General features: G+C 42.8%; 26 protein-coding genes and 1 tRNA gene. 14 read left to right on the top strand and 13 right to left on the bottom strand.

All coding sequences use genetic code 11. The annotated features are described in order from the left end of the window. Nucleotide 1: 1 nt before the first annotated feature. Nucleotides 2-1,507 carry a DUF4454 domain-containing protein gene (locus tag C1A07_RS03665; RefSeq protein WP_180952170.1) on the bottom strand — a complete coding sequence of 502 codons (1,506 nt, stop codon included), beginning with the start codon at nt 1,505-1,507 and terminating at the stop codon, nt 2-4. Nucleotides 1,508-1,891: 384 nt separating this feature from the next. On the opposite strand from C1A07_RS03665, the gene C1A07_RS03670 reads away from it, so the two are divergent. The 7 genes from C1A07_RS03670 (at nt 1,892) to C1A07_RS03705 (ending at nt 5,942) form a co-directional block, all read left to right on the top strand. Next, nucleotides 1,892-2,149: a Mor transcription activator family protein gene (locus tag C1A07_RS03670; protein ID WP_180952171.1), complete on the top strand. Its 258-nt coding sequence runs from the start codon at nt 1,892-1,894 to the stop codon at nt 2,147-2,149. 11 nt (nt 2,150-2,160) lie between these two features. Next, nucleotides 2,161-2,364: a hypothetical protein gene (locus C1A07_RS03675; RefSeq protein WP_101875910.1), complete on the top strand. Its 204-nt coding sequence runs from the start codon at nt 2,161-2,163 to the stop codon at nt 2,362-2,364. Nucleotides 2,365-2,750: 386 nt separating this feature from the next. Next, nucleotides 2,751-2,906 (top strand): hypothetical protein, encoded by a 156-nt coding sequence (locus tag C1A07_RS16155; protein ID WP_180952172.1) that lies wholly within the window; start codon nt 2,751-2,753, stop codon nt 2,904-2,906. Between the two features lie 459 nt (nt 2,907-3,365). After that, entirely contained in the window at nt 3,366-3,818 is a 453-nt protein-coding gene (locus C1A07_RS03690) for a DUF2975 domain-containing protein (protein WP_101875913.1), read from the top strand. A gap of 12 nt (nt 3,819-3,830) precedes the next feature. After that, nucleotides 3,831-4,037: a helix-turn-helix domain-containing protein gene (locus tag C1A07_RS03695; RefSeq protein WP_101875914.1), complete on the top strand. Its 207-nt coding sequence runs from the start codon at nt 3,831-3,833 to the stop codon at nt 4,035-4,037. A gap of 5 nt (nt 4,038-4,042) precedes the next feature. After that, nucleotides 4,043-5,320 carry a DUF4153 domain-containing protein gene (locus tag C1A07_RS03700; protein ID WP_101875915.1) on the top strand — a complete coding sequence of 426 codons (1,278 nt, stop codon included), beginning with the start codon at nt 4,043-4,045 and terminating at the stop codon, nt 5,318-5,320. A gap of 112 nt (nt 5,321-5,432) precedes the next feature. Next, nucleotides 5,433-5,942, top strand: a complete 510-nt coding sequence (locus C1A07_RS03705) for an SEC-C metal-binding domain-containing protein (protein ID WP_101878030.1) — start codon at nt 5,433-5,435, stop codon at nt 5,940-5,942. Between the two features lie 189 nt (nt 5,943-6,131). On the opposite strand, the gene C1A07_RS03710 is transcribed toward C1A07_RS03705, so the two are convergent. Continuing rightward, nucleotides 6,132-7,490: a citrate/2-methylcitrate synthase gene (locus C1A07_RS03710; protein WP_101875916.1), complete on the bottom strand. Its 1,359-nt coding sequence runs from the start codon at nt 7,488-7,490 to the stop codon at nt 6,132-6,134. 162 nt (nt 7,491-7,652) lie between these two features. On the opposite strand from C1A07_RS03710, the gene C1A07_RS03715 reads away from it, so the two are divergent. Then, nucleotides 7,653-7,726 (top strand) — tRNA-Pro (locus C1A07_RS03715). A 63-nt stretch (nt 7,727-7,789) separates the two neighbouring features. On the opposite strand, the gene C1A07_RS03720 is transcribed toward C1A07_RS03715, so the two are convergent. The 7 genes from C1A07_RS03720 to C1A07_RS03750 form a co-directional block, all read right to left on the bottom strand. After that, nucleotides 7,790-8,671: a dihydrodipicolinate synthase family protein gene (locus C1A07_RS03720; RefSeq protein WP_101875917.1), complete on the bottom strand. Its 882-nt coding sequence runs from the start codon at nt 8,669-8,671 to the stop codon at nt 7,790-7,792. 218 nt (nt 8,672-8,889) lie between these two features. Then, nucleotides 8,890-9,888, bottom strand: coding sequence for an ABC transporter ATP-binding protein (locus C1A07_RS03725; RefSeq protein WP_101875918.1), 999 nt, complete (start codon nt 9,886-9,888; stop codon nt 8,890-8,892). A 10-nt stretch (nt 9,889-9,898) separates the two neighbouring features. Next, on the bottom strand, nt 9,899-10,732 hold the full coding sequence (locus tag C1A07_RS03730; RefSeq protein ID WP_101878031.1) for an ABC transporter permease: 834 nt from the start codon (nt 10,730-10,732) through the stop codon (nt 9,899-9,901). Nucleotides 10,733-10,803: 71 nt separating this feature from the next. Continuing rightward, nucleotides 10,804-11,748 carry an ABC transporter permease gene (locus tag C1A07_RS03735; protein ID WP_101875919.1) on the bottom strand — a complete coding sequence of 315 codons (945 nt, stop codon included), beginning with the start codon at nt 11,746-11,748 and terminating at the stop codon, nt 10,804-10,806. 54 nt (nt 11,749-11,802) lie between these two features. Further along, nucleotides 11,803-13,368 (bottom strand): ABC transporter substrate-binding protein, encoded by a 1,566-nt coding sequence (locus C1A07_RS03740; RefSeq protein WP_101875920.1) that lies wholly within the window; start codon nt 13,366-13,368, stop codon nt 11,803-11,805. A gap of 145 nt (nt 13,369-13,513) precedes the next feature. Then, complete coding sequence (locus C1A07_RS03745; RefSeq protein ID WP_101875921.1) at nt 13,514-14,644, bottom strand: Rossmann-fold NAD(P)-binding domain-containing protein; 1,131 nt, start codon at nt 14,642-14,644, stop codon at nt 13,514-13,516. 122 nt (nt 14,645-14,766) lie between these two features. After that, on the bottom strand, nt 14,767-15,639 hold the full coding sequence (locus C1A07_RS03750; protein WP_101875922.1) for an AraC family transcriptional regulator: 873 nt from the start codon (nt 15,637-15,639) through the stop codon (nt 14,767-14,769). 1,100 nt (nt 15,640-16,739) lie between these two features. On the opposite strand from C1A07_RS03750, the gene C1A07_RS03770 reads away from it, so the two are divergent. Continuing rightward, complete coding sequence (locus C1A07_RS03770) at nt 16,740-17,960, top strand: MFS transporter (protein ID WP_002584949.1); 1,221 nt, start codon at nt 16,740-16,742, stop codon at nt 17,958-17,960. 80 nt (nt 17,961-18,040) lie between these two features. Here the strand turns inward: C1A07_RS03770 and C1A07_RS03775 are convergent, their stop codons facing one another. Next, nucleotides 18,041-18,841: a helix-turn-helix domain-containing protein gene (locus C1A07_RS03775; RefSeq protein WP_002575858.1), complete on the bottom strand. Its 801-nt coding sequence runs from the start codon at nt 18,839-18,841 to the stop codon at nt 18,041-18,043. A 78-nt stretch (nt 18,842-18,919) separates the two neighbouring features. Further along, nucleotides 18,920-19,183 (bottom strand): hypothetical protein, encoded by a 264-nt coding sequence (locus tag C1A07_RS03780; protein WP_002575859.1) that lies wholly within the window; start codon nt 19,181-19,183, stop codon nt 18,920-18,922. A gap of 228 nt (nt 19,184-19,411) precedes the next feature. On the opposite strand from C1A07_RS03780, the gene C1A07_RS03785 reads away from it, so the two are divergent. The 5 genes from C1A07_RS03785 (at nt 19,412) to C1A07_RS03810 (ending at nt 23,252) form a co-directional block, all read left to right on the top strand. Then, the gene (locus C1A07_RS03785) at nt 19,412-19,825 is read left to right on the top strand and encodes a cysteine-rich VLP domain-containing protein (RefSeq protein WP_002575860.1); all 414 of its coding nucleotides are present in this window, start codon (nt 19,412-19,414) and stop codon (nt 19,823-19,825) included. Nucleotides 19,826-19,936: 111 nt separating this feature from the next. Continuing rightward, nucleotides 19,937-20,332 carry a replication initiator protein A gene (locus C1A07_RS03790; RefSeq protein WP_002575861.1) on the top strand — a complete coding sequence of 132 codons (396 nt, stop codon included), beginning with the start codon at nt 19,937-19,939 and terminating at the stop codon, nt 20,330-20,332. 173 nt (nt 20,333-20,505) lie between these two features. Next, the gene (mobV, locus tag C1A07_RS03800; protein ID WP_002575862.1) at nt 20,506-21,450 is read left to right on the top strand and encodes a MobV family relaxase; all 945 of its coding nucleotides are present in this window, start codon (nt 20,506-20,508) and stop codon (nt 21,448-21,450) included. Nucleotides 21,451-21,490: 40 nt separating this feature from the next. After that, on the top strand, nt 21,491-21,646 hold the full coding sequence (locus C1A07_RS03805) for a hypothetical protein (protein WP_002575863.1): 156 nt from the start codon (nt 21,491-21,493) through the stop codon (nt 21,644-21,646). Nucleotides 21,647-21,740: 94 nt separating this feature from the next. After that, nucleotides 21,741-23,252 carry a recombinase family protein gene (locus C1A07_RS03810; RefSeq protein WP_002575864.1) on the top strand — a complete coding sequence of 504 codons (1,512 nt, stop codon included), beginning with the start codon at nt 21,741-21,743 and terminating at the stop codon, nt 23,250-23,252. Nucleotides 23,253-23,394: 142 nt separating this feature from the next. Here C1A07_RS03810 and C1A07_RS03820 read toward each other — a convergent pair whose 3' ends face one another. Both C1A07_RS03820 and C1A07_RS03825 read right to left on the bottom strand, forming a co-directional pair. Continuing rightward, nucleotides 23,395-25,653, bottom strand: a complete 2,259-nt coding sequence (locus C1A07_RS03820) for a SpoIID/LytB domain-containing protein (protein ID WP_101875924.1) — start codon at nt 25,651-25,653, stop codon at nt 23,395-23,397. A gap of 13 nt (nt 25,654-25,666) precedes the next feature. Then, complete coding sequence (locus tag C1A07_RS03825; protein WP_101875925.1) at nt 25,667-26,953, bottom strand: AI-2E family transporter; 1,287 nt, start codon at nt 26,951-26,953, stop codon at nt 25,667-25,669. Nucleotides 26,954-26,963 lie beyond the last annotated feature (10 nt).

A 26,963-nucleotide genomic window follows, 5' to 3' on the forward strand; every position in this document is an offset into this window, starting at 1 on the left:
CTTAATCTCCTAAAGAATATAAAACCAGTATATGACCTCTCCCGTCGTGAATCATCCAGTTTCCTGAATAAAAACCTGATTCATCTGAATTTGCTTCTGGAACTGTCATCTCCACCTGCTTCTTAGACGCATCAGCGACAGTCACGTCGGCTCCTGTTACAGCCCTCTTAACCACCCAGATGTCGCCTTCATAAACAGGTTTCATAATGGTATCGTCGCTTGCCTGCCACAGTTCACAGAAACCTGTTTTATAATTATACCAGACCCCGATATCTGGATTTCTATTTTCCTCTCTTTTTTCTCCCTTCTCATATAAAAAATATCCGTTTTCTTTGTCATATTCCAGTATCTTCGTTTCTCCTGTCAATTCATCTGTAACCAGCTCTGCCTGCCCTCCATTTTTTACATCCTCCCATTGACTGTAAGTCATAGTGACAGGCAGGTAAACTCTTCCCGGCCCTACCCAAAATTCTCCCATATCCTTTGCTTCCTTCAGGTTCACTGTAATACCTGTTTCCCTATTTTTATCCAGGAAATCTAAATACGGCGCAGGTTCTGTTCCGTCCGGCCCTTGAAATGCTCCTTGCGTCCTGCTGCTGTATGGCGTCTTTTCCAGTTCCTGAATCAACTGAATATTAGCACGCTCAATTTCTGTCAGAACGCTGTCAGAAAAATCGGAAGGCTCTGTATTTGCCGTGTACCAAAAACGGTTATCAAAATATTCCTGAAGCACAGGATCATTAAACTTTCTTCCATGAAAAGCATAAATTGAATTGCGCATAATTCCCAATACTTCTGTAGGCAGATAGCTAAGTTCCACGCTGGAAAAATACCGTTCTGTCAGTTCTATCTCATCATAAGCACTGCCTGGATAGTAAATCCCTTCAAAGATTTCATTGCCTTTCACCTGAATTCTGGAAATTTCAGCATTATCTTCCCTCCCAAATGAAATCTCTATATTCTGCTGCAATGTATTAGTAAGCTCTCCTTCCCAGTAATCCCGGATTTCTAAAACTGGATTATAAATATTTTTTTCCGGTTCCACAGAAACCTTTGCAGAAGCTGAAATACCTCCTGTACCTCCTGTAGTTTCATCACCTGGATGAATCACAGAAAAAAAGATACTCATATTTTCTTCTTCCAGCATATCCCCTTCCCCATTAGTATCTACATATATATTAAGCATTGTGTTAATATCGCCTGATTTATAAAAACTTTCCACCAAAAGTTCAGAACCTAATCCCAGATCACTAAGAACAGAAACCCTGGGGCGGTCCTTCTCCTGAAGTATATAACGGCTGTTTAGCTCTGCCTCTGAAGATTCTTTCACTTCCTGTTCCTCTGTTTGAGATTCATTTCCCTCTTTTTTTGTTTCTGATTCTATTTCTGATTCTACTTCCGTTTCTGTTTTTATCTCTGTTGCTACTTCTGTTCCTGGTGTCTGACAAGCCCCTAGAAGTATACTGATTCCTACTGCTGCCGCCCCATATCTTAATTTCTTTTTCATTTTCATATCCTCTCTGAACTTACCATCAGGGTACAGGTTGATTACCCCCTGTGCGCTGATGGCATCATTGATGGTTACGTAAAAATCTTACCAGATTTGTCTGTTATTTACAATAATAGATAAACCTATGTATTTTTTTCCTCTCCAGATTATCTGCTGCAATTTATCCTAGTTGTGTCAGAAATCATTTATGGCCATATACCATATATAGGTATTACATGATAGTCGGATAGTTATTCAATAGAAAATATCTATCCGGTTTTTCTATTGTCTGAAAGGAAATTTATAAGGAAAATTTCCATGAAATTCCTATTGAAATCATCAAATGAAACTTCTTTTAAAAAGAGATATAGTACTCTCAGGAAAGGAGGAGAAATTACATTTGTGAAAAACATAAACGTCAAATCTCAGGATTTGGTTGGTATCTATGGGGAGTTGGCGGAGATTATAGGAATTGATAATGTAATTATCATATATGAACATTTTAAGGGACAGCAAGTATCTTTTCCTACCCGCCTATACTCAAAGGATTTTATTGTAGGGCAGGCTGTCTCTGATAAATCACAGCCGATCAAAAAGCTGGCAACGCAGTATGGTTATTCTGAACGGCGATTGCGGCAGATTATACAAGAGAAAAAGTAAAGGGGAATATTATGAAATTAAATGCAATGTCTATGCCATACTGTGCAACCTGCGAATTTTGGGACGATGTTGGAAGAAATGTTATATCGCCCACCTTTGATAGACGTATATGGAATATCCAGGAAAAAGAAAAGCGTATGTGCTTAAAAAAACGTATTCTCACCAAAGCAATCGGGTCTTGTCAAAAGTATGAATCTAAATTAAAAGGACTTTAAGAAAAGATGTTTTATATTTTAATTTTAATCTTTATGGCTATTTACTGGGTTATTCCATTACCGATACAGATTATTCTGTTTATTATCAATGCTTTTGTTCCAGATATGATTCCAGTGGTAGATGAATTACTAATGGTAATTGCCATGGTGAATCGTATGAAAAAATATGTTGCAATCAGAAACTTCATAAGAGTACATAAAATTCTTACCACAGTAATTTTTGCTGCTATTGTCATTGGCGTTATATTGTGGGTACAATGGCTGTTTTAGAATCATATGAGGTAAAAATGAAAAAAGTAAATTGTAGAACCGTAGAGCAATGTATCTTTTGTAAATATTGGCTGGGAACTGTACCGAAAACAAATTATCAGACGGGAGGTGAAAAGATGGGTCAGATGGCTATTTGTCCTAAATGTAAAAATATAATGTCAACGAATGTTATGAACACTTCTCCAATTAGCAGAAAATGCAAGTGCGGAGAAACTGTACAATGGTATTTGGATAAAAAAACAGGCAGAGTACAAACTGGATTGAGGAGATAAGCAATATCTGTTTTACCGCTGAGAACAGCCGTGCGACATGAAAAATCATATCTGCGGCTGTTTTTATTTTAATGATACACCATTTAAAAAAGACTTCTTCCCTGAAATTATTTTGTGTCAATTTTGTGTCAGACCGTTATTTGCAGCATTGCAAAGAGATGATTTTCACCTTTATATACAGACCAAACCCTGATAAAACCAGGCCAAATCAAAAAAACACCCCGCCCGCTGCACAAGGCAAACAGGCGAGGTATTAAAAAGGGGAGGATAAGTATTCTGTTATCTTTGGTAACTGTTTATAGTATTGGCATTTAAAAGGAGTTTATACAGCTCCTTTTAAATTTTTCTTAATTTTATCGAAAAACGATAAAAAAATATTGTTTTTCAAAATTCTCTATGGTAAACTTTGGATATTAACCGGGATAAAGGTAAATAATCTGGTGAAAACAGGAGGAAGCTATGGAGTGGTCCCATAAAAATTCAATTTTCTTAACAAAACTTTGTCTTTATTTATTTGTAGCAGGATATTTTCTGGTGTTAGCTTTTTGTCCTGCCCTGGTACGTATATTTGTGACGTACAACTACAGTGCGGCAAACCGGCAGCCAGGCAGTTTTATTGCCACAATTTACAGCTGTGGAGTCCCTGTTGGATTAATTTTATATTACTTGCTGGGCCTGATATCCAGAATAGGACGGGAGGAAATATTTACAGAGGAAAATATACGATGTCTCAGAATTATTTCCTGGATGTGCTTTTTAGTAGCGATTATTTGTTTTGTATCCATGACATACTACGTTTTCTGGGGAATTATTGCCTGCGCCATGGCCTTAATGGGGCTTTTAAACAGAGTAATTAAAAATGTATTTGTACGCGCAAAGGAGCTGAAAGATGAAAATGACTTTACAATCTAGGAGGTGGCTGTCATGGCAATTATTGTAAATTTAGATGTAATGATGGCCAAAAGGAAAATATCCTCCGGCCAGTTGGCTGAACAAATTGGCATAACCCAGGCCAACTTGTCTGTGCTGAAAACAGGGAAAGCCAAGGCTGTGCGATTTTCCACTTTAGAGGCAATTTGTAAAGTGTTAGATTGTCAGCCGGGAGATATTCTGGAATATAGAGAGGAGTAAGTAAAATGGAAGAGAAAAAACAGACTGCAGTTTTTGTGCCCAGGAAAAAAGAATGGTTATTAGTCCTTTTGTCAACCATAGCCGCTTATATTTATGTCAGCAGTATTTTTCAGTTTCCCGGGGAGCAAAGTAATTTCTGGATTTTTAATTATTGGCAATGGTCTGATGTAATGACTATATTTGTGGTGTTCTTTTTGGCAGCCGGAGCATCCTGCGCTTATATAAATAAAATAAAAATTGAAAAAGAACATATGATTTTTATGGCCTTTACTGTAGCCGGAGGTTTTTGGTTTCTAATTTTCAGGAAAAATGTAGATCAAGATATTACCGGGTATCTGGTGCTGTTTCTCCACTTAACGGCAGTTTACTGGCTGGTATCCTTAGGAGGCAAAAGACTTTATAATTGTCTCAACGAATGCTGTATTCTGGACCTTTTAAAAGGGCTGTTTTGTTTCCCTGCAATGCACGGCTACCGGCTGATTCTGGCATGTTGTAACGGGGCGGCCTGCCTTGTAAATAAAAGTAAAAGAAATCAACAGCAGATGAAACAGGCCCTTTTAGGAATTTTATTCAGCATTCCCTTATTTTTAATTGTAATCTGCCTTCTGGTTACTGCAGATCATACTTTTTGGCAGTTTTGCAACAATATTTCCTCATTGGCCCAGCCTAATAGTTTAACTATTATTCAGCTGATTATGACAGGAATTGTGGCCCTATATTTATTCGGTCTTTTTTATGGCTGTTTTTACGTTGCCTCTCAGGGCAAAACCAAAAAACTTACTGTAGCGCCTTCTGTTGCCTCAGGATTTATGATATTGTTCCTTCTGGTGTACACCCTGTTTTTTGTGGTGAAGCTGGGAAGTATCCCAGCCTCTTTAAGGCAGATTGAAGAAGGAACCTTATTAACCAGCACATATGCCAGAAATGGTTTTTTCCAGCTATGCTGGATTGCATCTATTAATTTTGTGATTTTTACCGGGATAAAATGGTATGCTGCTGAAAGGAAAAAAAGCCTTACCGTGCAGCTGAGCATTTTAGGATTTCAAACATTAGGATTTATCATTTTAGCATTCTCCAGAATGCAGTTTTATATTGTAAATTATGGGCTGACATTTAAACGAGTGTTTACCACCTGGTTTATGGGCGTGCTGTTTATTACATTTCTCCTTATGATATTATCATTGATGAAAAAATTTAACGCTGTACGGTTATCTGTCTACCTGGCCTGCACCTCCTTCCTGATTCTGGCCTACAGCAACATACCGGCTTGGGTTTATTCTTAAAAATAAGGGCTTATATGTTTTTGTAAAAACATTTTGCAAATTTGTACATTCTGTTATATACTAACAATTGATACTTCATAGGAAGAATAACATAAGAAGGATGGAGTTAGAAATGGCTATTTTAGAGACATGGAGAAATCTGGCTTATGGTGAGGGCTTAGATGAGAAACAGAGAGAAGAATTATGGACCAGATATTTCCAGATTGAAAAAGGAATTTATGAGCAGATTCTGGCAAATCCAGACCAGGTAATTGAAGGTACAGTAAAAGAACTGGCAGAAAAATATGAGACAGAGATTTTAATTATGACCGGTTTCCTGGACGGAATCAATGAAAGCTTAAAAGGATATGAAAATCCTATTGACACCATGGAGGAGGACACTCTGGTAAAGATTGAAATTGATCCGGAGAAGCTGTACTACAACATGGTGGAGGCAAAAGCCAGCTGGCTGTATGAGCTGCCTCAGTGGGAAAGCATTCTCAGCGAAGAGAAAAGAAAAGAACTGTACAAAAAGCAGAAGGCTTCCGGTACAGTGCGCAATGAGACAAAGGTTTATCCAAATGATCCTTGTCCATGCGGAAGCGGCAAAAAGTATAAAAAGTGCTGCGGCAAAAACGCATAAAAAAATAGTTGATCGCAAAACGCGAAACTATTTGCTGCCAAAAGTTCGCCATAGCGAAATTTGGGGGTTCCGTCCGTTTTTATGGAACGAGGAATGAGTGAAATAAAAAAATAAGAGAAGTGCTGATGGTCCTTAGATTCTGAAAAGAATTAAGGCCATGTACAGCATTTCTCTTTTTTAGTATCAGAATTATCTTTCCTCCATAGGAATATAATTAGTAGAAGGCATTACGCTTACATATGCAGGACGGATAATCTTGTCCATGTTTATCAGCTCCTCAATTCTGTGGGCGCTCCAGCCTACGATTCTGGCAATGGCGAAAATCGGAGTAAACAGCTCTAACGGAATATCCAGCATACTGTAAACAAAGCCGCTGAAAAAGTCTACATTGGCGCTGACGCCCTTGTAGATGCGCCGTTCCTCTGCAATTACTTCAGGAGCCAGTTCTTCAATCATAGCATATAAATTAAAGTCGTCGTGACGCTGCTTTGCAACGGAAAGCTTTTCCACAAAACCTTTAAAAATCTCTGCTCTTGGATCTGATTTGGAATAAACTGCATGTCCCATACCGTAGATTAATCCCTTTTTGTCAAATGCTTCTCTGTGCAAAAGCTTAACTAAATAATTTTTCACTGCTTCCCTGTCAGAGGTATCGTAAACATTTTTTCTAAGGTCATCCATCATCTCCACAACCTTAATATTAGCTCCGCCGTGCTTTGGTCCTTTTAAGGAAGACAGGGCTGCTGTAATTGCCGCATATGTATCGGTACCAGATGAGCTGACAACATGGGTAGTAAAAGTGGAGTTATTTCCTCCGCCATGTTCCATATGGAGGATAAGCGCCAGGTCCAGAACATGTGCTTCCAGTGGAGTATACTGCTTATCAGCCCGAAGAAGGCGAAGCAGGTTCTCAGATGTGGAAAGATTTTTGTCAGGATGATGGATATACATACTTTCTTCCCGCTCATAGTGATTATAAGCATGATAGCCATATACAGACAAAACTGGGAAAAGACTGATTAGCATTAAACATTGACGAAGAACATTGGGAATGGAAATGTCAGCTGCATTAGGGTCATAGGAAGCCAAGGTCAGAACACTTCTGGAAAGAGAATTCATCATGTCCTTACTGGGAGCCTTCATAATTACGTCCCGCACAAAATTAGTAGGAAGAGTTCTGCTGAACGCCAGTGTATCGGCAAAGTTCTCCAACTGCTGTTTTGTGGGAAGTGTGCCAAATAATAATAGATAAGAAATCTCTTCAAATCCAAAACGGTTCGTCTGAGTCATACCCCGCACAAGATCCTGAATATTATAACCACGGTAAAATAACCGACCTTCACAGGGGACTTTTTTTCCATCAATGATCTTGCTGGCTTCTATAGTTGATATTTTTGTCAACCCGGAAACGACACCATTCCCGTTTTTGTCACGCAGTCCACGCTGTACTTCATACTTTTCATACAGATCCGTGTCAATTTTTCCGTTTTGCATACAAGTGCCTGCAAAACTTTCAAGCGCATTAGTGAACTCTGTCTGATTCATCATAGAAACACCCCTTTTTTGTATATTATTGTCTAAAACAATTATTTCTATTATATGTGAGGATTATTAAAAAAACAAGAAATAAAATGTGAACATTTTTAAGAACAGAAGTAAAATGAATTTTTTGTTTGCATTTTTTGGAAAATTTGATATAATAGAGAGCACCGGGGTATGGCGTAGCTTGGTAGCGCGCTCGGCTGGGGGCCGAGAGGTCGCAGGTTCAAATCCTGTTGCCCCGATAAAAAAGGTCTGGAGATTTTTCCAGACCTTTTTACGTCACATATAATCATTCTAATCTTTCTCTAACCTTCTGCCTCCTGGAGAATTTTTTTAATTTCCGCCTTATTTTCCTCTGTCTGTTCCATCAAAGGCCTTCTTACATATCCTCCTTTATATCCTTTCAGCGTACACGCATATTTTAAACCTGAAATTCCATATGTCGCTGTCACAGCAGTATTTACCGGAAAAATTCTTTGATAAGTTTCCAGGGCTCCTTCTAAATCATTTCTCTTATATTGTTCATATACTTGTATACATTCCTTTGGTAAACAGTTTGCCAAAGCCATAATGCCTCCTGCAGCCCCTAAGGTTAAGGCTGGATATAGAGCTGAGGCCGTTCCAACAAAAATACTAAAATCCTGGCCCTTTGTCACCCGTTTAAAGGTTGCAAACTGGGGCATATCTCCAGAGCTGTCTTTCATTCCAATAATATTTTTATGTTTTGCCATCTGGGCTACTAAATCTGCTCCCATGTTAACATGAGTAAACTTAGGTACATTATAAAGCAAAATAGGAATTTTTACATTGTCAGCTACCTGAGTAAAATATTGAGCCAATGCAGGAGTTTTCATAGCTCCGTCGTAAAAACAGGGGGTTAAAATCAACGCGCAGTCCGCCCCCAGATCTGCGGCCTTATTTGTAAGCTCAATGGTCTCTTCCGCCGTTTCCATTCCAGTTCCGCACATAATAATTTTCCCCGGCGCATTAACGGCGGCCAGCTTTACCAGTTTCAGCTTCTCCTCTTCTCTGAGAAAAGCCGTTTCACTATTTGAGCCCAGCACAAGAAGACCTTCCAAATCTGTTTGAGCCCATTTTCTTACATTATAAACAAATGCCTCATAATCCACTTCCCCGTTCTCTTTAAAAGGAGTAATCATCGGAGGAAAAATTCCACTTAATTTCATCTCTATACCTCATCCACATATTATTTTTTATTGTTATGAGCACTTAGTGCCTGTATTTTAGGCACTTACGTGGGATACATGAAAAATAGTTCTCGAGGTCTTTCACGAGTGTTACTATTTTTTATTTCACTCGTTCCTCGTTCCATAAAAACTACGGGAACCCCAAACTTCGCTATGGCGAACTTTGGGTAGCAAATAGTTTCGCGCTTTGCGCTCAACTATTTTTTATTGTTTTTACAGCAATGACATGCTACAAAATGGCCGGGACTTACTTCCAAAAGCTCTGGTTCCTCACTGCTGCAGATTTCTTTTGCTAAGGAACAGCGGTTGGCAAACCGGCATATTGGTTTCGGGTTAACTGGAGATGTAATCTCCCCCTTTAACAGCATTCGTTCCGGTCTGTTGTGAATCCTCAGTACTGGAATGGCGCTGAGGAGAGCCTTAGTATAGGGATGCAGAGGCGACTGAAACAACTCTTCTGCCGGCGCTTTTTCTACCAGTCTGCCTAAATACATAACAGCAATATCATCTGAAAAGTGATTCACTACAGACAGATCATGTGTAATGAAAATATATGTAATGCCCATTTCTTTTTGAATTTTTTTCATAAGATTTAAAATCTGAGCCTGAATGGACACGTCTAAAGCAGAAACCGGTTCGTCGCACACAATAAATTTAGGATCTAAAGCTAAAGCCCTGGCGATTCCGATTCTCTGCCTCCTCCCTCCGTCCAGCTCGTGAGGATAAATATTGACTAATCTTTCCGCCAACCCTACTCTGTCCATTAACTCCAAAACTCTTATAAACCTTTTTTCTTTATCAGGAATCATTTTAGATAGAATCAAAGGCTCCTCAATAGTTTCCGCCACTGTTTTTCTTGGGTTAAGAGATGAAAATGGGTCCTGAAAAATCATGGCCACCTGGTCGCCTCTTAAACTGCGCAGCTCTTGAGTTCCCATTTGCAGAACATCTTTTCCTTTTACCTTCACTTCCCCGGAAATAATCTTTCCCGAAGGCTCGGGAATCAAATTTAAAATAGATAAAGCTGTTGTAGTCTTTCCCGCTCCCGTCTCTCCAACCAGGCCTAAGGTTTTTCCTTTAGAAATCTCCATATCAATTCCATTGACCGCATATACTGTTTCGCTGTCTGATGTATAATGAATCACTAAATCTTTTATTTCCAGCGTTTTTTCCCATTCATCTCTTTTCTTTTCCATAACAGCCCTCCTATTGTTTCAGCCTTGGATCTAAGGCGTCCCGCAGTCCGTCGCCTAACAAATTCAGTGAAAGAATGGTAAAGAATATTGCTAAACCGGGGGCAATGACAATATAAGCCTCATCTCTCATAAAGGCTCTGCCGGAGGCCAGCATATTCCCCCACTCAGGCGTGGGAGCCTGTATTCCCAGTCCCAGAAAGCTTAGGCCTGAAATCGTTAAAATAGCGTTGGCTACATATAAAGTCACCTGCACAATAATAGGCCCCATACAGTTAATCAGGGCATGAGGCAGAATAATATGGCCGTCTCTTGCTCCAATAGATCTGGCTGCTTCTATGTACTCGCTTCCCCTGACTCCCATAACTGCAGACCGGACAATTCTGGCAAATTTAGGCGAGAAAGATAAGCCGATAGAAAGTACTAAATTCACCTTGCTGACTCCAAAGGTAGCGATAATCGCTAAAGCCAGAAGCACATCTGGAAGACATAAAAATGCATCCATTGCTCTCATTATCACATTATCTATTTTTCCTCCGTAAAATCCAGAAATAGCTCCCAGACTTCCTCCTGCTAAAAGAGCCACAGCCACAGAGGAAATACCTACTGTCAGAGAAATCCTGGCCCCGTAAATAACTCTGGCAAAAATATCTCTTCCCATTTCATCTGTTCCCAAAATATGACCGGACCCCGGCGGCTGCAGCCTGTTATATACATCCAGGCTAATGGCCGATTCGTGGTAATCTGCAAACAAAGGTGCTCCTGCTGCCAGCAGCACAATAGCTGAAAAAATAACCAGACCTGCTACAGCTGTTTTATTTTTCAAGAAGCGCAGCCACAGCTCCATTCCGTTACTTTTTTTCTTAAACTGTTTATAAAATTCTTTTTTACTTGTATATGTTCTGGCTGAACTTTCCACTATTTGCTGCCCCCTTTACTGTACTGTGCCTTAATTCTGGGATCAATATATGCATAAATCAGGTCTACAATTAAATTTGAAACAGCCACGCAAATAGCCATAATTACAAGGCAGCCCAGCACACAGGGCACATCTCTTTTATTAATAGACTCTACTAACAGTCTGCCTGTGCCTGGAATAGAAAATACTGTTTCACAGTATACAACTCCCCCTAAAAGGGCCCCCACATTCAGCCCTACAACTGTAATTGTAGGCATCAGCGCATTTCCAAGGGCATGATCATAAATAACATCATGCTCACTGACTCCCTTTGCCCTGGCCGTTCTGATATAATCCTGGCGTACTGCCTCCAGCATAGAAGACCTGGTAGTTCTCATAGTATTGGCCATATAATTGGCCCCCACAGTAACCGCCGGCAGAATCAGGCTTTTTAAGCCGTCGTCCATGCCGCTGGAGGGAAGCCAGCCTAAATGAACGGAAAAAAATAAAATCAACAGCAGCCCCAGCCAAAACACCGGCATAGAAACCCCCATTAATCCTATAATCATAGTAATTTTAGAAAACAAAGAATCCGGTTTTGTGGCGGACCGTATTCCAATAGGCATCCCCACTGCCACGCAGAAAATCATGGCGGCAATAACTATTTTAAATGTATTGGGAAATCTGGAAAACAGCTGCTCTCCTACTGGGGCTCTGGTAATATAAGAGATTCCAAAATCTCCTGTGGCCAGATTTTTTAAATAATTAACATATTGAATAATAAAAGGTTTATCCAGCCCTAACTCCTGCTTCAGCTGAATACTTGCTTCCTCTGTATAATCACTTCCTAAAATAATTTGCGTCGGATCTCCAGGCGTCATATAAAGTATTGTAAAAACAAAAAATGTTAAGGCAACTATTATTGGTATCAGAATTATCAGACGTTTAAATATATATTTAATCATGCATTCCCCTCCATATCTGCAGGTTCCCTGTATTTTCAGGAAACATGGAAGCCGTCAATAGTGTAATTTATAGTAATTTCCCGCCCTTTCCGCGTTCAGCTCCACTCCCTTTAAACGGTTATTGCTGAGAGCAAGGGTTTTGCTTACAAACAAATCTGCCTCCGGAGCTTCTTCGGCCAGAAATTCCTGGATTTTCTCATAAACAGGAATTCTTTTTTCCTCCTCAAAATTTTCTCTTCCCTGGGCGATCATTAAATCCAGCTCTGGGTTAGAATACCAAACTCTGTTTACTCCTCCAAATCCAGCTTCTGTAAAACGCCTTCCTAAAAACAAGTCAGGATCTTCATAACAGCCCCAGCTGGTAATAAACATAGGAGCCCTGTGGTCTGCAATATAGGAGGCAAACACTGCGTTTTCAATTCTGGTGATTTTCGCCTGAATTCCTATTTCCGCTAAATTGGCCTGAGCCACAATAGCCATTCTCTCCGCCTCGTCCCGGAATACAATAATTTCTGTCTCAAAGCCAGGACATCCTGCCTCTTTCATCAGCTCTTTTGCCTTTTCAGGATCATAAGAATACATTCCCAAAGGATTTTCTATGGCTCCCATTACTGTGGGAGCAAATGTGGCGCAATTCCACACAACCTTTCCCAGCCCCTCGTATCCTACCTGCAAACAGGCGTCTCTATCTACAGCAAAATTAACTGCCTGGCGCACCAATTTGTTATTAAACCACTGCTGCGTATTGTCCATGCCTAAATGCCATACCATTTGGGAATCCTTTTCCCATAGCTTTAAAGCCGGGTTTTCCACTACTCTTTTATAATCTGCCGTGGCAAATTCTGCATTAAAATCTGCTGCCCCTGTTTCAATGGCAATGGTTCTGGCCGTGCCTTCCGGTATGATTTTTATAGTAAGGGTTTTATTTAAGGCCCTGTCTTCCTGATCAAAATATCCTTCAAACCTTTTAAATTTAATAGTATCTCCAATTACCCTGCTGTCAAAGCTATATCTTCCGCTGCCAATAGGATGAGACCAGTTATTTTCTGCAATAGCCTTTTCACAATAGGACTGAGGCACAATAGAAGTAGCCACGTTTGTAAGAGCGGTGGGAAGAGATGGATACGGCCCGTCTGTTGTAATAGAAATAGTATTATCATCTACTTTTTTTATTTCTTCCACCTGCTGAAACAAAGCTGTCATAATAGAACTTCCCTTTGCTCTGTTAAGACAGTAAATAACGTCGTCTGCTGTCAGCGTCGACCCGTCGTGGCATTGAACATTTTCCCAAATAGTAAAGTGCCATTCTGTATCGCTGATTCTTTCATAATCCTTACACAGCTCTTTTTCAGCTCCAAGATTTTCACTGTACCGAAACAGCCGGCTATACACGTTTGCCAAGGTATATACATTAGACATATCTGAAGACTGAATTGGATCAAAGCTTACCATATCCACTGCCTGCACAACCGTTATATCTGCATCAAAATTATCTTCTGCCGAAGGCTGGCTAATATTATTGTTTAAAGCTGATTGATTCTTATTATCAGAACAGCCGGCTATGGTCAGTCCTATTACTGCCGCCAATATTATGCCTGCCACAGATCTTCTATATTTCATATTGTGTTTGCTCCTTCCCCAATAAAACCACTATGAAGCTTCTGCTTTTCCCCGCGCTTATTAAGCTGTTTTAAAAGCCGCACCTCAAATAATCTGCGCAGAACGTAATTTGAAGTGCGGCCTTTGCCACTGCCTTTGCCATTCACTATTTAAGCCAATATTGTTTTTCCCAGAATGTAAGAACCTGACCAATATCCTGTTCATCCGCTCTTTCCAGGATCTTTTTGCCCCAGGCTACATCTTCCACTGCCATGCCGCTTGTAATAAAAATAATTTTATCGTCCTGACATTGTCTGGCCTCGCTTTTTCCAATAATTACATCTCCTATATTCTTTACTCTGAAACCGGAGAATTTACCTTTATATGCAGCGTCAATAACAGGAGCCGACGGAGCCCATGACAAAATCTCCTCCCTGATTCCCTCTCTGGGATAATCCATCTCATAGATAAATGCCTGATGCAGCTTCCAGTTATCTGCATATATCTGACAGTCTTCAATCCAATCGTCGTTAATAAAGTCAGCCGCACCGGTCAGACACAGCAAAGAACCTTTTTTCAGCAATTTTGTATCAATAGCAGGAAGCTCTTCCCCTGAAGCTGCAATATGTACAATATCCATATTTTTTACAGCATCCTCCAGCTTATCAACAATTACCGGCTGTACCCCCAGCTCTTCTTCTGCATATTTGGCAAACCGCTTGGAAGCTTCAGGAAAAACATCATAAATATAGGCTGTCTTTAATGTTTTCACTGCTGTTTTTACCCCCAAAAGCGCTGTTTTTCCAACCATTCCCGCTCCAATGATGCCTATGGTCTCAGCCCCCTCACGAGCTAAAAATCTGGCGCTGATTCCTGGAACTGCCCCTGTTCTCATCTGGCTTAACAGGTTTCCCGACATAAAGGCAAGAGGTTTTACATTGTCAGGATCATTTAATATAATCGAATGAATAGACCTTAGCAGCCCAATTTCTCTATTGGCAATATTAGAGCCGTACCATTTTTCTCCACATATATGGTAATCTCCGCCCAGATAAGCAATCATGGCCATAAATCTTCTGTCCGGCCCTGCCTCCGGCATTCTTGGACCTTTTTTGTGCTCTGGAAACCAAATTAAATGGCCGTGGTCATTTTCACTGGGTCCTCCCATCAAGTAATCCCCTTTTGCCAGCAATGCCAACGCATCCTGCACAGCTTCTAAACAGCCTTCCATGTTTAACACCCCTGCTTTGATCATGTCTGGCTCTGACAAAAATCTTAAACGCACGCTTTGATCCATAAATAAATACCCTCCTTAAAATTTTCTACCTGTCCTGTCAAGTATATTTTCTGTCTTTTTTGTGTTTTCATTATAGAATAGTATTTTATTTATTTCTCATCTTTTTTTGTGCAAAAAATGCTTTATTTTAATTTTATTTCCATTTTACATATTTTTAAAGCATACTGTTTTAGGGAAATTCCCACGTGTTTTTTAAATATTCTGATAAAATGGCCGTAATCTGAAAAGCCGCACATTTCGCACACTTTAAATACAGCGTCATTTTTCTTCAGCAGCTCACAGGCCAGGTAAATCCTTCTGGAAATAATATACTGATTTACAGTGACTCCGCAGTATTCTTTAAAAATCCTGCTGATAGAATATTTATTAATAAAAAATTCCTTTTCCAGCAAATCTAAATTTAAATCTAACGTAATATTTTCTGTTATATACTCCATAATTTTTTTGGCTAAAATACCGTTTTCATCATCATATATTTTTCCTTCTTCACCTGTCTCCTCATGTTTCACCCGCAGCAAAAACAAAAGGATTTCGGCCAGAACTACTTTTCTGTAAGACTTGTCCCCATAAAAATTTGTTTTCAAACTTTCCTTCTCCCTGTCTAATAATTGGGAAAAGTTAAAAATATCTTCCTGTCTCAGCCTGATCTGACAGGCTTTAAAGTCTCCGTCAGGCTGAAATAGCTCCATACAGTCAACATCCAGGCTCTCTGTAATTTCTTCCATTACCTCCGGTTTAATATGCACTGTATATCTTTCAAACCAAGCGTCGTCAGGCACAACTGTCATATGAGGCACAAAGGTTCCAATTCCAAAAACAGCCCCTCTGGGCACATAAAAAATATTATTTTCAATAATAAATTTCAGGTTATTTGATAAGGTAAAATGCAGCTCATAGTAATCGTGAAAATGAGGGCATTCCATAACATTGGAGCTGTTAATATTATGTATTACACGAATGCTTTCATCTATGGGCTGAAAATACTTTTCTTCCATTATGCCTCTCTCCTTTTCTTGTCCATAAAGTATTTAATAAATGCTATTAGGTCAGTTTACAAGGAACTACACGCAGACCGTGAAACGGGCTGCTGACAACAAACGGCGCTATGCTCCCGGCTGGGTGCATAGCACCTGTTTGTTGCGGGGGTTTCCAAAGGGGGCAGCGCCCCATTTGGCACACGACTTTGCGGAGCAAAGTGTAGTGTGTTATACGCTCTGTCGGCGTTGCCCTGAAAATACCGTTGCCGCCGGGGAGGGCAAGGGCATTTGACGCGGCAGGAAAGCAGGGCTTTGTTTGGGGCTGGTAAGCCGGAAACAAAGGGCTGATTTCAGCAGCAGACAGGGCGTATTATGAAAGCCCCCGTCCCTCGTCCTCCGCCCCCGGCCTATGGGACAAAAAGTCCCAAAGCTCTGGACACCGTGACCAGATGTGTGGCCACACTCCGGGAAAAGTAGCAGGACGGCAGGAAACCGTCAAGGCTGAAATGAATGGGCTGACGCCCGGCCTTGACCGTTCCCCGCCGCCCCGCTGGATGGGTGGACAAGGTGGCCAATCCCTAAAAGTGTTTGGCCGCACTCGTTCATTTTGGGGCCTTTCTTCTCCCAAAATTGAAATGGGCGGGAAAGCCCTAAAATGGCTTTCCCGCCTTGATTACCCATTAGCAAAGACGGGCGAGACTGTCAACGGCGGCGCTGAAAGCGCCGTTCATCTTGACCGTTGACTGGCTCGCCTGGCTTTGCTACTGCCCGTAAGAGATGGAAAAACAAGATGGAAAACAAGGTTAAAAATGGTTGACAAGTCTATCGGATGTGTGTTATACTGTGCGACAGTTTGAGATTGGAAGGAGGCTTACGTGTGTTAATTTGTGTACGCTAATAAGCAATAAAAAGTAGAAGTACCTTTCCACATGATGGTGGGCTTTTTTTGCGTGCGTATGCAAAGGAACACGTAGGTTTGACACGAGCAGTCTTTGAACTGTATCGTGGTGTTTTTTCGTGCTTTGTTGTTATGCAGGCGTCTGCCCTCTCTGTGGGACAACGCCTGCTTTTTATTGCAGAAACAAAGGAACAATGCAATAAAAAAGGAGGTTCGCATTATGACCCAAAACAACAATTCATGGAGAAAAACTTATTTTACACTTCTTGCCGGACAAGCAATATCCTTTATTAGCAGCGGTATTTTGCAAATGGCCATTATCTTTTATTTGGTTGCGAAAACTAATTCTGCAATCATATTGACGGCGGCAACACTGATTGGATTTTTGCCGCAAGCCTGTTTAGGCCCGTTTGCAGGTGCTTTTGTTGACCGGCACAGCCGTAAAAGCGTAATGATTGGTGCGGATTTGATAATTGCCGCCGCTGGCGGTATTCTGGCGCTGGTGGCGTTTTACATGGAATTGCCCGTATGGTCTATTATGGTTGTCCTGTTAATCCGAAGTGCGGGAACTGCTTTTCATTCTCCAGCATTCAGCGCAGCAACACCTATGATTGTGCCAAAAGAGGAACTTACAAAATGCGCTGGTTACACGCAGACCATGCAAGCAGTAAGTGCGATTATCAGTCCAGCTGCCGCAGCGTTTTTATATGCTGTTTGGCCTCTTAATGCAATTATATTGTTAGATATTGTGGGTGCAATCCTTGCCTGTGTGACTGTTGCGATTTCGTCCATACCAACGCCTGAACTATGTCCAGAAACGAAAAGACAACAGTTTTTACAGGATATGAAAGAGGGGTATGTGGTATTAAAGCAAAACAGGGGCCTCTTTGCTCTGCTCTGGATTGGTGTAATTTATATGTTCTTTTATATGCCAATCAGTACGCTTTTTCCTCTCATCTGTATGTCATACTTCAAAGGAACACCGGCCCATGCCTCTGCCGCTGAAATTGCTTTTGCGGTTGGTATGCTGCTTGGCGGAGTCATTCTGAGCATTTGGGGCGGTTTTAAGAAACGGCGGTACACCATCGGTCTTTCCGTTCTCCTGATGGGCGTTAGCAATATGCTCTCCGGGCTTTTGCCGCCAGACGCATTTCTTGTCTTTGTTGTGTGCTGTACTGTTATGGGAATTTCCGCTCCATTTTACGGTGTGCAAAATGCGATTTTTCAAGAAACGGTCAAACCAGAATATCTGGGGAGAGTTTTTTCTCTACTGACAAGCGCCGCTTCCCTCGCCATGCCGTTTGGCCTTGTCATTTCCGGGCCTCTGGCGGAGCGGCTGGGAGTTGAGAAATGGTTTGTCATTTGCGGAATTGGCATTATCATCGTTGCGCTTGCCGTATTTTTACTACCCGGTTTGAGAGAGATTGACAATACGCAATAATCAACTGCACCTTTTTCTATTACTAAACAAAATGCCTGGATGGTGGTTCTGAAAAACCAGAACCGCCGTTCAGGCATTTTTTATCTTCGTCCTCTCTGCGGTTTTGGATTCTTCAGCAAGTCGGATTTTTCCGCAATCTTTTTCAGCCACTTCCGTTCTTCTACTGACAGCTTCCTAAAATTCAGCTTGAGCCGTTTGCAGATAAACGCCAAGTACGCTTGTTCCGTGTCGCTGTCCTGGCTGACGATTTCACCAGCAGTTTCCAGCATTTCTTTTAGCGGGTTATCCTCTGGGACGCTGAAAAAATCGTCCTTGTGTGTTTCCCGCAGAGCAAGGGCAATCCCGTTTATGTCCCGTTGTATCACATAGCGGCAAAACTCGTCCTCATCAATATGGGCGGTGATAAGCTGTCTTAACTGCGTATCACTCATGCCAGGATTATGCTTTTTTATAACAGTTGCGCTCATCGTGTCCACTATGGCGTTTGCACCCTGCGCCTGTTTCAGTGCCGTTCCGTTCACATAGATTTCAAGGTCAGCCATCAGCCGGGGGAAATCCGGGTGCGCCGCCAGCTCACACAGCAGGGTATTGTCTATCCTCCCGCTTTTCAGCAGGTCAATCATTTCATCACTCAAACGCAGGTCTGCAAGATCGGCGTTTGGGTGATTTTTCATTTCAGACAGCCCCAGCAGATAATCAGCGGTCACACCGTAAAACTTCGCCAGCCGGATAAGGGCATAGTGGCTGATGTCCTTGAAGTCTTCCGTTTCGTAACTGCCCAGCGCAGACTTGGAAAGCCCGGTCTGCTCCGCAAGCTGCCCCAGCGTCAAGCCACGCTCCACACGTAGGTCTTTTAATCGCTCTTGTATGGATAAAGACATATTCACCCTCCTTGCTAGCTCAACGAAAGAGAAGCCGTTATGCTATGTACTATGCTCATAGCATAACGGCATAGGCATTTACAGTTTTATTTTACCATTTGCTACATCTTCACGAAATTTATCAACAAGCTTCGCTGTCAGCTTGGATTTACCGTAGTGTTCAAGTACAAAAGTACGATAACTTTTTCCATCTACAAGCACATCACTTTTTCTGGTCAACAACCAATTTCCGTTACCTCCTCCCTGTTCTCTAATATTCCAGTCTTTCCCATATCTTTTATAGATTTCATCTTTTTTACCTTGAACAGACATTGATTCGCTTGGAATATAAACAATTTGCATAATAGCTCCTCCTTTATTTTGTGCAAGAAGACCAGAAACCTGAATTTGTCTTTTATCTTTTTTTGATTATATCACAAATCCGAGAGCGTGGAAATAGGGAGTTTTTCAGGCTGATTTCCTACCTCTTGGATATACGGCACAGGCGGTCAAAAAGGTGTAGACTTGGGATAGTTCATCGATGGACAAGCACCTTGGAAACAGAACACGCCAAAGAAAACGGAGGGACGCATGAGCAAAAGACCCTATCAACACCTGCCGCCGCTGGAACACAGGCCGGACGGCTCCCCCTACCGCATAACCCCGCCCCAGAAGAGACGAGCCAGCGGCCTGATACGCCGGGAGTGCTGCAACTGCGAGGACGGAAACTGCCTTGCGCTGGACGATGGCGACACCTGCGCCTGTCCGCAGATGATTTCGTTCTCCGTCTGCTGCAAGTGGTTCCGCTGGGCGGTCTTGCCGCTGGACAGGACGCTGGAAGCGGAGATTTACCGGGACAGGGACTTGAAACGCTGTGCGGAGTGCGGCGGTGTGTTCGTCCCGAAGTCCAACCGGGGCAAATACTGCCCGGACTGCGCCGCCAGAGTTCACAGGCGGCAGAAAACAGAAAGTGAACGGAAAAGGAGGTCTGCTGTGGACAGTTAAGAGCGGGAAAAGCCTTGATTTGCAAGGCTCCGCAAGCCCTCAACCGGGGCGGCTGGTATCATTTATCATTCGCCCCGGAAAACGGGCCTCTAACCGTCCACAAAACACGCTATGACAAACACGATTTATATTCACCAGCCGGAAAAGGCGTTCAGTTTCACCCGGCTCCCCAATTTCCTTTTTGAAGCACCCACATTCCAGCCCTTGAGCAACGAAGCGAAGGTGCTGTATGCCTTTGTCCTGCGCCGGGCGGAGTTGTCCCGGAAGAACGGCTGGGCGGACGAGTACGGGCGGGTCTACCTGTACTACCCCATCTGCGAGGTGGTCGCTTTGCTCCGCTGCGGGCGGCAGAAAGCGGTCAACACCCTGCGGGAGTTGCAGTATGCGGGGCTGGTGGAAATCCAGAAACAGGGCTGTGGAAAACCCAACCGCATTTACCCGAAATCCTATGAAGCGGTTCCAAACACCGACTTCAAGAAATCCGGTTATGGTACGCCGGAGGGCTGAAAACCGTACTTGGCGAGTACGAAAATCAATCCTCTTGAAGTACGGAAATCTGACGGTATATAGAAATACAGAGATTAAAACCATCTATTTACATTCATTCCATTCCAATCCTATCAGAGATATTTTCGGCGGGAAAACCCGCCGGAAAGGAATGGAATGGGGAAAGGAGTTCAATGGCACAACACGCAATTTTGCGATTTGAGAAGCACAAGGGCCACCCGGCGGGGCCGCTGGAAGCCCACCATGAACGGAAAAAGGAGCAGTACGCCAGCAACCCGGACATTGACACCAGCCGGAGCAAGTACAATTTCCACATCGTCAAGCCGGATGGCCGCTACTACCATTTCATTCAGAGCCGCATCGAGCAGGCCAGATGCCGCACCCGCAAGGACAGCACTCGGTTTGTGGACACGCTGATTACCGCCAGCCCGGAGTTTTTCAAGGGCAAGTCCCCAAAGGAGATAGCGGCCTACTTCCAGAGGGCGGCGGACTTCCTCATTGACCGGGTGGGCCGGGAGAACATCGTTTCGGCTATGGTACACATGGATGAAAAAACGCCCCATCTGCACTTGGTCTTTGTGCCGCTGACAAAGGACAACCGCCTGTGCGCCAAAGAAATTATCGGCAACCGGGCCAATCTGACGAAGTGGCAGGACGATTTTCACGCCTGTATGGTGGAGCAGTACCCCGACCTGGAGCGTGGGGAAAGCGCCAGCAAGACGGGCCGGAAGCATATCCCCACCCGGCTGTTCAAACAGGCGGTCAACCTCTCCAAACAGGCGAGGGCCATTGAAGCGGTTCTCTCCGGCATTACCCCGCTGAACGCCGGAAAGAAGAAAGAGGAAGCCCTCTCCATGCTGAAAAAGTGGTTTCCGCAGATGGAGAACTTCTCCGGGCAACTGAAAAAATACAAGGTCACAATCAATGACTTGTTAGCGGAAAATGAAAAGCTGGAAGTCAGGGCAAAGGCCAGCGAAAAAGGCAAGATGAATGACACGATGGAACGGGCGAAGTTAAAAAGCGAACTGGACGATATGCGGCGGCTGGTTGACCGTATCCCGCCGGAGATTTTAGCGGAACTGAAACGGCAACAGCGGCAGCATGGAAAGGAAAGGTGATCTTATAAGTAATATCAGATACAAAAAGGAAATCGAAATCGTGACTTTTCAGGGAAAGGAAATCACACTGGAAAATCTCTCCCCGGTGTTCACGCCGGAACAGGAAGCAGCCAAACGCCGGGAACTGGAACAGCAGCTTTATGAGGTGTTCCGCAAGTACGCCGACAAGCGGGAGAGTGAGGAAGCCGGGACATAAGGTTTTCCAAACCCATCATTGATTTGCGGGGCTGCTGGCGGTATAATAGAACTGTCAGCAGCTCCGTTTCTTTTTTAAGAAAAGGAGCGACAATATGAACAATCGGATAGACGCAATCTATGCAAGACAATCGGTAGACAAAAAGGACAGCATTTCCATTGAAAGCCAGATTGAATTTTGCAAATACGAGTTGAAAGGCGGTAACTGCAAGGAATACACAGACAAAGGGTACAGCGGCAAGAACACAGACCGTCCGAAGTTTCAAGAACTGGTGCGGGACATCAAGCGGGGCTTGATTGCAAAGGTCGTGGTTTACAAGCTCGACCGTATCAGCCGTTCCATTCTGGACTTTGCCAACATGATGGAGCTGTTCCAGCAGTACAATGTGGAGTTTGTGTCCTCTACGGAAAAGTTTGATACCTCCACGCCGATGGGACGGGCCATGCTGAATATCTGTATCGTGTTCGCCCAGCTTGAACGGGAAACGATACAGAAGCGGGTAACGGACGCTTACTACTCCCGCAGTCAGCGGGGCTTTAAGATGGGCGGGAAAGCCCCTTACGGCTTCCATACGGAGCCTATCAAGATGGACGGTATCAACACAAAGAAGCTGGTGGTAAACCCGGAGGAAGCGGCCAATATCCGGCTGATGTTTGAGATGTACGCCCAGCCCACAACTTCCTACGGGGACATTACCCGGTACTTTGCCGAACAGGGGATTTTGTTCCATGGCAAAGAGCTGATACGCCCCACGCTGGCGCAGATGTTACGCAATCCTGTCTATGTGCAGGCAGACCTTGATGTGTACGAATTTTTCAAAAGTCAAGGTACAGTCATTGTCAATGACGTTGCCGATTTTACGGGCATGAACGGCTGCTATCTGTATCAAGGGCGAGATGTAAAGGCCAGCAAGAAAAACGACTTAAAAGACCAAATGCTGGTACTGGCTCCCCATGAGGGTATCGTCCCCTCCGACACCTGGCTGACCTGCCGCAAGAAGCTGATGAACAACATGAAAATCCAGTCTGCCCGGAAAGCCACCCACACATGGCTGGCAGGAAAAATCAAGTGCGGGAATTGCGGGTATGCTCTTATGAGTATCTACAATCCCTCCGGCAAACAGTATCTCCGCTGCACGAAACGGCTGGACAATAAAAGCTGTCCTGGCTGTGGGAAAATCATCACTTCGGAACTGGAAGCGGTTGTTTATCAGCAGATGGTAAAGAAGCTGGCAAGCTACAAGACGCTGACAGGAAAAAAGAAAGCGGCAAAGGCAAACCCGAAAATCACCGCCCTGCAAGTGGAACTTGCCCATGTAGACAGCGAGATTGAAAAGCTGGTGGACAGTCTGACGGGGGCAAACAATGTCCTGTTCTCCTATGTGAATGTGAAGATAGCGGAACTGGACGGGCGCAAGCAGGAACTTCTGGCAAGGATAGCGGAGTTGACTGTGGAGGCCATCAGCCCGGAACAGGTCAGCCAGATTTCCGGCTACCTCGATACCTGGGAGAATGTATCTTTTGATGACAAGCGGCGTGTGGTGGATTTGATGATCACCACCATAGCCGCCACAAGCGACAGCTTGAACATCACATGGAAAATCTGACTGGCGGCACCCCTCCCGTCAGATACCTACCCTGTGTAGTCCCTTGTAAACTGTACTTTCCCAAGTAATAAAAAAAAATCACAAAAAAAATTCCGAAGGTATTGCAGGCAACACCCCCGGAATTTTTATATTTGTCTCAAATTTACGGCTGTTCAATATCAGCAATTTCTACTCCGTCATAGAAAAACTTTAAAATTGCATCATAGGTTTTTCCTTTTTTAGCCATGCCCTGAGCCCCGTTTTGGCTCATACCGGCTCCATGTCCATAGCCGCCTCCATATATATAATATCGGCCGTCTTTCTTTTCCACCGTAAAAAAGCCACTGGGCAGACTGTCCCATCCTGTTATTTTCTTGCCGTCCTTTTGGGTAATTTCCAGCTGGCTGTTCCCTAAAATATACCGAATCTGATTCTGACCAGTTACAGTTTTATTTCCCGACTCTCCAGTAATCTCTAACTCTCTGGCGCTTCCTCCCGGACCTCTGTCAGTTATTTTCAATCCGGTTACAGCGCCGATTCCCGTCACCTTTTCTCCTAAAATCTGGCTGGTGGTTACTGTCTCCCAACGAAACATAGGATATTCTGAGTCATATGCAGAATAATTTTTGCTCTTTATAAACTGGCTAAACTCCTCTTCACTGTCCCAGGACAAAACCTTTCTGTCATCTCTCAAAGCCACGCTTTTTAAGTAAGGCATGCTGGAGGGATCTCCTCCCCAAACGCTGCCGTCTGTGGTGGTGCCGCAGGAAGTAGAAAAGTAAAATGCGTCAATAGGTTTTCCGTTATATTTTAAAATCTTCCCATATGTCTCATTTACAGCCTGATCCGTTCTTTCATCCTGTTTGCTGTTATTATAAACCTGATAGTTTGTGCTGTCATCTACATGAGCGCCATACTGGCTGTATCCGTTGCTCTGGATTTGTTTGTACGCATAAGTTCTGGCGCAGACTGCCTGAGCTTTCAAAGCTTCTTTTTCGTAGCTGGCAGGCATTTCACTGGGAACTACCTTTTTTAAATATTCCTCCAGATAAAGCTCATTCACCGCCACCAGGCCGCCTTCCTCAGAAGAAATCTCCAGTCTTCCTCCATAAGCCGGAGTTCCCTGCCCTCTTTCTATTTCTTTAATAGAAATTTCGCAGCCCTCCTCCGGGGTAATAATCAAACGCCCCTGAGCCAGTCTTTCATCTTCAGGCGTCAAAACCAGCTGACTTCCCTTTTCCAGTTTCTCCTCTTTTCCCTCCTCTGAAGAAATGGTCATAGCTCCTGTGCAGCTTAATGTTAAGGAGGAATGAAAAACTCCCTGAAATCCTGTGTTCATTAACAGCACCCGGATTGTTTTTGCATCAAATTCTCTCTCAATTAAGGCTGCGCACAAAACTCCGTCTGACACTACAAATTCCTGAAGATCATATCCTACTAAAATATCTTCTAGCTTTTTCTTCTCAAATGTGCCATATGTTTTAAAAACCTGGAATGTAGGGCTTACTGCTAAAGGCCCATATCCTTCTATTTCTATATAATCCGCCTTTACAGACAAAACTCTGCCTCTGATACGTTTTCCCTTTTTCAGCTCTGCTTTTTTCAGTTTTCCTTTTTCCAGAGTAATGTCCGCCAGGTTGTTGTAAAGCTCCTTCTGCTTCTCTTCTTTTAAGCCGGTCTCAATCTGCCTTGTAATATTTCCTACATATACAAGACATTTTCCCTCTTCCCCCTGAGCCAGCCACACATTTTCATATACAACCTTATCAGAAACTTTTTTCGTTACAGCAATTAACTCGCTGTCTCTCATTATTACACTTATTTCACAGTCTATGTACGCATCTAAGGCAAGCCCTTCAAATCCTATGGTGCCTTGATCTGAATATGCCGTCCAGGCCGGAGCCTCTTTTACATTGTAAGGCGTGCCATAAATTAAAATATTTTTCTGTTCTACATGATTCTCTTCTTCCATTCTGGCAATCATAGAATCATAAAACAGCCACCACTCATCCTTTGGTATATACTGATCTCTGTTTTTCTTTGTGGCCTTTATTTTACCCTTCAGCTGTTTAGATACAGATTCTGCTAAATACTCTGCTTCCCCATACGTCAGGTAGCTTTCTGCTGATCTGGCGTCCGCCTTTGTCAGTTCCTCAGACAAATAACCCTTTTCAAACAGATAATCCATATATTTTACATACCAGGAATCTTCTTTTCCCGTGGGAAAAGAAGACTGTTCCCTGCCAGCTGCCAGCTGCTCACATTCTTCTCTGGATGCAAAAGCCAGGGCTACTGCTTTGGAAGCAATAGCTCTGGATATTCCGTCATCCTTTGTCTCGTGAGTAACAATAATGACAATTAAAATTATAATCAGGACAGGTATTCCTGCCACCCAGCTTACAAATTTGTGATAATCCCTCATAGACTCCTCATTTTTACTTCAGTTCCTTGGTTGCCTTTACAAAGTTCTTTTCTTCCTCGTCTATATAATCTAGTCCGTCATAGTCCTCAGTATGACCAGATAATGATTTTTTCTTTAAGGAAGCCTCAATTCCCTCTTTAGTAAGCCGATAAATAACTGCAAATGTAGGCACGCCGATAATCATTCCCACAAAGCCAAACATGCCGCCGAACACTAAAATGGAAAACAGCACCCAGAAACTTTGAAGTCCTGTGGAATCTCCCAGAATCTTTGGACCCAAAATATTTCCGTCAAACTGCTGAAGAAGAAATACAAATATTATGAAATACAAACACTCCATTGGACTTACTAATAAAATCAAAAATGCACTTGGAATTGCCCCGATAAATGGTCCGAAAAATGGTATAACATTAGTTACTCCCACAATTACGCTGACTAAAAGAGCATAAGGCATATTCATAAGATTTAAGCACAAAAAGCACAGTATACCAATGATCAGAGAATCTAACAGCTTTCCTATAATAAATCCGCCAAATACCTTATGGATAAATCTTACTTCTGTAATCAGTTTATTAGCCAGTTTTAAAGGAAAAACACCGTAAACTATTTTCTTAGACTGCGCTGCAAACATTTCCTTTATGTTCAGCAAATAAACCATAACAATAATTCCAATCAAAAAGTTTTTCAAAGTTATGATCATACTCCACACACTGCTGGATACGCCGCTTACAAATACAGTCCACAATCCGCTGGATACGCTTTTAATAATCTTGTCCATGTTAGGGGTCAGGCTGGTATTTACCCAATCCTCTAAATAATAACTAATATAGCTGTACGCCTCCATTGCCATTTGAGCGTTAGCAGGATCGCCCTCTAAAAGTCCCATAATCCACGACTCTAAATTGGCCAGACCGGCAGGCAAAGTGTCAATAATTCCCCGTATACTTGTAACTAACTGAGGGATTAAAAGCCACATTAATCCGGTAATTACGGAAAACAATACAACCAGACTGACTACAGTCGCCGCCATTTTAGACAGGCTGGACGCCTTTTTCTGAAGAATCTTGTTCTTTTTTAAAATCTGCTCTACAGCATTATTTGTTTTGTTATAAATTGGGTTCAGCAAATATGCTAAAATCGCTCCGTATATAATTGGTTTTAAAATATCCACCATAATTCCGGCATACGCTTTTACTTTGTCAATGTGTATCATTAAAAACACAAATGCCACACTTAATCCAATTACTGCAATAGCAGTGATGCCCCAATAAATATAGGTTCTGAATCTAATATTTTTCATGTCTTTTCCC

This window comes from Lachnoclostridium edouardi, assembly GCF_900240245.1.
In the GTDB taxonomy this organism is placed as follows: Bacteria; Bacillota; Clostridia; order Lachnospirales; family Lachnospiraceae; genus Lachnoclostridium_A; species Lachnoclostridium_A edouardi.

Bases quoted from the DNA above. Each gene is read 5' to 3' on its own strand.
- C1A07_RS03665 (WP_180952170.1), bottom strand. From the start codon at position 1,507: ATGAAAAAGAAATTAAGATATGGGGCGGCAGCAGTAGGAATCAGTATA.
- C1A07_RS03675 (WP_101875910.1), top strand. From the start codon at position 2,161: ATGAAATTAAATGCAATGTCTATGCCATACTGTGCAACCTGCGAATTT.
- C1A07_RS16155 (WP_180952172.1), top strand. From the start codon at position 2,751: ATGGGTCAGATGGCTATTTGTCCTAAATGTAAAAATATAATGTCAACG.
- C1A07_RS03690 (WP_101875913.1), top strand. From the start codon at position 3,366: ATGGAGTGGTCCCATAAAAATTCAATTTTCTTAACAAAACTTTGTCTT.
- C1A07_RS03695 (WP_101875914.1), top strand. From the start codon at position 3,831: ATGGCAATTATTGTAAATTTAGATGTAATGATGGCCAAAAGGAAAATA.
- C1A07_RS03700 (WP_101875915.1), top strand. From the start codon at position 4,043: ATGGAAGAGAAAAAACAGACTGCAGTTTTTGTGCCCAGGAAAAAAGAA.
- C1A07_RS03705 (WP_101878030.1), top strand. From the start codon at position 5,433: ATGGCTATTTTAGAGACATGGAGAAATCTGGCTTATGGTGAGGGCTTA.
- C1A07_RS03710 (WP_101875916.1), bottom strand. From the start codon at position 7,490: ATGATGAATCAGACAGAGTTCACTAATGCGCTTGAAAGTTTTGCAGGC.
- C1A07_RS03720 (WP_101875917.1), bottom strand. From the start codon at position 8,671: ATGAAATTAAGTGGAATTTTTCCTCCGATGATTACTCCTTTTAAAGAG.
- C1A07_RS03725 (WP_101875918.1), bottom strand. From the start codon at position 9,888: ATGGAAAAGAAAAGAGATGAATGGGAAAAAACGCTGGAAATAAAAGAT.
- C1A07_RS03730 (WP_101878031.1), bottom strand. From the start codon at position 10,732: ATGGAGCTGTGGCTGCGCTTCTTGAAAAATAAAACAGCTGTAGCAGGT.
- C1A07_RS03735 (WP_101875919.1), bottom strand. From the start codon at position 11,748: ATGATTAAATATATATTTAAACGTCTGATAATTCTGATACCAATAATA.
- C1A07_RS03740 (WP_101875920.1), bottom strand. From the start codon at position 13,368: ATGAAATATAGAAGATCTGTGGCAGGCATAATATTGGCGGCAGTAATA.
- C1A07_RS03745 (WP_101875921.1), bottom strand. From the start codon at position 14,644: ATGGATCAAAGCGTGCGTTTAAGATTTTTGTCAGAGCCAGACATGATC.
- C1A07_RS03750 (WP_101875922.1), bottom strand. From the start codon at position 15,639: ATGGAAGAAAAGTATTTTCAGCCCATAGATGAAAGCATTCGTGTAATA.
- C1A07_RS03770 (WP_002584949.1), top strand. From the start codon at position 16,740: ATGACCCAAAACAACAATTCATGGAGAAAAACTTATTTTACACTTCTT.
- C1A07_RS03775 (WP_002575858.1), bottom strand. From the start codon at position 18,841: ATGTCTTTATCCATACAAGAGCGATTAAAAGACCTACGTGTGGAGCGT.
- C1A07_RS03780 (WP_002575859.1), bottom strand. From the start codon at position 19,183: ATGCAAATTGTTTATATTCCAAGCGAATCAATGTCTGTTCAAGGTAAA.
- C1A07_RS03785 (WP_002575860.1), top strand. From the start codon at position 19,412: ATGAGCAAAAGACCCTATCAACACCTGCCGCCGCTGGAACACAGGCCG.
- C1A07_RS03790 (WP_002575861.1), top strand. From the start codon at position 19,937: ATGACAAACACGATTTATATTCACCAGCCGGAAAAGGCGTTCAGTTTC.
- mobV (WP_002575862.1), top strand. From the start codon at position 20,506: ATGGCACAACACGCAATTTTGCGATTTGAGAAGCACAAGGGCCACCCG.
- C1A07_RS03810 (WP_002575864.1), top strand. From the start codon at position 21,741: ATGAACAATCGGATAGACGCAATCTATGCAAGACAATCGGTAGACAAA.
- C1A07_RS03820 (WP_101875924.1), bottom strand. From the start codon at position 25,653: ATGAGGGATTATCACAAATTTGTAAGCTGGGTGGCAGGAATACCTGTC.
- C1A07_RS03825 (WP_101875925.1), bottom strand. From the start codon at position 26,953: ATGAAAAATATTAGATTCAGAACCTATATTTATTGGGGCATCACTGCT.